This window comes from Actinomadura logoneensis, from assembly GCF_003428695.1.
GTDB lineage: Bacteria > Actinomycetota > Actinomycetes > Streptosporangiales > Streptosporangiaceae > Spirillospora > Spirillospora logoneensis.
This window is the reverse complement of sequence record NZ_QURH01000090.1, coordinates 1-3,913: the sequence shown is the minus strand read 5'-3', so window position 1 is coordinate 3,913 and position 3,913 is coordinate 1. Positions and strand designations below refer to the sequence as shown.

General features: G+C 75.6%; 3 protein-coding genes. All 3 read right to left on the bottom strand.

Translation table 11 applies throughout. The annotated features are described in order from the left end of the window. Window positions 1-1,977: hypothetical protein (locus DZF91_RS04385; protein ID WP_199486404.1), on the bottom strand; the 1,977-nt coding region annotated here is incomplete at its 3' end. Window positions 1,978-2,221: 244 nt separating this feature from the next. Beyond that, window positions 2,222-3,310, bottom strand: coding sequence for a Zn-dependent alcohol dehydrogenase (locus DZF91_RS04380; RefSeq protein ID WP_117356211.1), 1,089 nt, complete (start codon window positions 3,308-3,310; stop codon window positions 2,222-2,224). Between the two features lie 121 nt (window positions 3,311-3,431). Beyond that, window positions 3,432-3,623 carry a ferredoxin gene (locus tag DZF91_RS04375; RefSeq protein ID WP_117356212.1) on the bottom strand — a complete coding sequence of 64 codons (192 nt, stop codon included), beginning with the start codon at window positions 3,621-3,623 and terminating at the stop codon, window positions 3,432-3,434. Window positions 3,624-3,913: the final 290 nt, after the last annotated feature.

Here is a 3,913-nt window from a genome sequence, read left to right as displayed (position 1 = left end):
GGGGAGCGGGGCGTCCGGGCGGTCGGCGGGGCCGCCGGGGCGCGGGACGCGCGCGGACGCCGGGGTCCTGGCCGGGGTGAGCGTGAGGCGCACGACCGACGGGTCGTGGGCGCCCGCGCGGTCGGCGAACTCCGACGCGCGGTGCACGATCTGGTACCGGTGCGGGCGCCCGGCCAGCGCGGGACTGAGCAGGATGTGGTCGAGGTCCTCGGCGACGCCGCCGGAGTCGGCGGTGTAGCGGTCCCGCGGGGGGAGCGCGGACGCGAGGTCGCGCAGCCCGACGTCCGGCGCGGTCAGGGCGCGCAGCGCGGGCGAGCCGTCGCCGGTGCCGAGGTTGCCGGTGACGATCACGTTCGCGTCCGGGGCGGCGCGGCGGACCGTCCGGACGAAGGCGGCCAGGCTGCGCGCCTGCGCGAGGCGGCGCGCCTCGCTCGGCCGCTCGAACGGCTGGCGGCGGCCGTAGGCGATCGGGTCGGCGGACGTGCGCCCGTACCAGTGGTTCGCGATCACCAGGAGCCGCCGTCCGCGCCAGGTCAGCTCGCCCGCGAGCGGCTTGCGGGTCTCGTCCCACGCGGGGTCGGCGGGGGCGACGCGGCCGGGGCTGAGGGTGAGGCGCGCGCCGCCCCGGCCGTCCGCCTGGACGTGCGTCGGCGCGGTCGCGAGGTCCGGGACGCCGGGGGCGCCGAGGTCGGACGAGCCGGACGGGCGGTCGGAGAACGCCAGGCCCCGGTCGGTGCGGAACAGGAAGCCGAGCCGTCCGTTGCCGCCCCGCTCGCCGCCGTCGGCGTTGTCGTGCGGCGCGACCGAGCGCCACTCGTAGGCCGGGCCGCCCGCCGCGCTGATCGCGGTGATCAGCTCGGCGACGGTCTGGTCGGCGGCGACCGTCCCGTCGTCGAAGGCGCCGGAGTTGTCCTCCACGCCGGTCACGGTGACCAGGTCCGGGGAGCCGAGACCGTCCACCACGTCGTCGGCGACCGCCTTGACCTGGTCGGACGGGGTGTCGGGGCTGAGGTTCTCCAGGTTCAGCGTGCCGACCGACAGCTCGTCGCGTCCCGCCGGGGCCGCGGTCTGCGGCCGGACGCCGCCGTCGGTGCGCGCCGGGGTGGCCGTGGGGAGCACCACGAACCCGGCGGAGGTGTAGTCGAGGACGCCGTCCACCGGACCGGGCAGCCGGTCGCCCACGTCGGCGGACGGCAGCGGAGCGAGCGCGTCGCCGAGGACGACGCGCGCCGGATCGGGCAGGCCGCCCGACCGCGCGAGCGAGCCGCCGCGCCGGGTGCGGTCGCGCGCTCCGGCGCCGCCGTTGGGAAGCACGGGCAGCGCGCCGTCCCGCGTCGGGCCGATGACGAAGGCGTTCTCCACCCGGACGCGCATGCCCTCCAGCGAGCCGTAGAACGCCAGCGGGTCGGACGCGGGGTCGGGGAAGCGGTCGGCCTCCGGGTCGCGCGGCGCGGTGGGGAACGAGGCCGGGGCCCTGCGGCCCCTGGGCCCGCCGAGCACGACCGGCGCGGGCAGCGGCTGGTCGTGCGAGGTCACGACGGTCTCGGACGCGTCGATCTCGGTGCGGCTCAGGTTGGACGACCCGCGTCCGCCGGGCCGGAACTCGCTGACCCGCCCCGCCACGCGGACCGCGTCGCCGGGCCGGACCTGCGGGCGGGTGCGGGTGAACACGAAGACGCCCGAGGAGGCCGCCTTCCGCCGCGCGTCCGGACGGGCCGGGTCCTGCATCCAGAAGCCGGAGTCGGTGACGGCCGTGACGACGCCGCCGACGCCGGTGACGTCCCGGCCGTTCAGCGGGGAGACGTGCCCGGCGCCCTGCACGTCGCGGACGCCCGCCTTCACGGGCGCGCCGGGCTCGGCGTGCGCGGCGGCGGAGAGGGGGAGCCCGGCGGGGGCCGGGACGGCGCCGAGCGGCACCGCGAGCACCGCCCCGGCGGCGATCGCCACCACCCGTCCAGCCGCCGCTGACCTGCTCAAACCACGCTCCCGGGATCCCTCCGACCGACGGTGCCAGCATGGCACGCCCCCGATCATCACGGTAGCCGCCGCTCGGAACTCTCAGCGCACGCTCATCTTCGGCCGTCGCCACCGTCACACGCCCGCACACGAGCACACGCGCGCACGAACACGCCCGCACAGGGGCACGCACGCGCACGCCCCGTCCGCGTCGAGCCGGAGCCGTGAAGCGGACGGAGCGTGCGGGAAGGGGAGGGGAGCCGGGTCAGTCGAACAGCACGACCTTGCGGATGACGTCGCCCCGGGCCAGCGCCCCCAGGGCGTCGTTGAGGTCCTCGAACCGGATCCGGCGGCTGATCAGGCCGTCCAGGTCGAGCTTGCCCGCGCGCCACAGGTCCACGAACATCGGGATGTCGCGCTTGAGGTCGCAGCCGCCGTACAGGGACGACTTCACGTTCTTGCCCTCGAACAGCAGCGAGAACGCCGACATCTCCCAGTTGTCGTCGGCCGCGCCCGCGCCGACCACGATGACGTCGCCGCCGCGCCGGGTGAGGTTCCACGCCGTGGTGATCGCGCTGGACTTGCCGACCACCTCGAAGACCTGGTCGAAGCCCTGGCCGAGGGTGAGCAGGCCCTTGCTCTCCTCCAGGTTCTCCAGCGTCGCGGTGTGGGTCGCGCCGAACTGCTTGGCGGCGGGGTGCTTGGCCTCGTTCGGGTCGACCGCGAGGATCGTGGACGCGCCGCAGATCCGGGCGCCCTGGATCACCGACAGCCCGACGCCGCCCGCACCGACGACCGCGACCTTCGAGCCGGGCCGCACCTTCGCGGTGTTGAACGCCGCGCCGACGCCGGTCGGGATGCCGCAGCCGAGCAGCGCGGCGTACTCGAACGGCACGTCCTCGGCGATCTTGATGACGCCCTGGTGGGGCAGCACGACCTCCTCGGCCCAGGTGCCGACGCCCGCCATCCCGAACGCGGGGGTGCCGTCGCCGAGCTTGAACCGCGGCTCGGAGAAGGCCGCGCCGATGAAGCCCATGCACAGGTACGGCTCGCCGCGCATGCACTCGGCGCAGACGCCGCAGTCCGGCGTCCAGTTGACCACCACGTGGTCGCCGGGCCGCACGTTCGTGACGCGGTCGCCGACCTCCGCGACGACGCCGGCGCCCTCGTGCCCGATCACGGCGGGCGGGACGGAGGGCAGCACACCGGAGAGCGTGGACAGGTCCGAATGGCAGACCCCGGTCGCCCTGATCCGCACCTTGACCTGGTCGGGCCCCGGATCGACGGTCGTCACGTCGTCCCGCAGGTCCAGTTCCTTGTCGCCGACCGCGTGCAGTACCGCGGCACGTGCCATGTGACGCCTCCACAGTGAGGAAGGACGCCGGGCCCGTGCGCGGGCGGGGCGTCCCGAGGGGTGGGTGGGATCCCGGGGGGTGGGTGGGTCGTGGTGCCGGCGGCCGGGCCGGGCGGCCCGGCTACTCCTCCAGGCTCAGCGCCGCCTTGGGGCAGGAGCGCACCGCGTGCCGGACCTTGTCGGCCAGCTCGGGCGGCACCTCCTCGCGGAGGATGACCAGCTCGTCGTCGTCGGTGAGGTCGAAGACCTCCTCGGCGATGCCGACGCAGACGGCGTTGGCCTCGCACACCAGCGGATCGACTGTCACTCTCATCGCCATCTCCGTTCCCTTGCCGGTGGGCGCGCGGCGGGCCAAACATACCGATCGCCGTCGTCGCGGACCATGGGCCGAACGGCCCCACCTCACCCGCCCACGGAGAAAGTAGAACACGTTGCAGTCTGGTGTCACAAGACCCGGACGGACCGGATAAAGTGCGCGGCGGAGGAGATGAATGAGCGACTCAACGGCGTCCACCCCCGCGGGGACGACCAGCACCCCGGCCGCACCGGCCGAGCCGTCCGCCGGCGCGCCGTCGGGCGGCGCCGAACGGCCCCCGGCCGGAG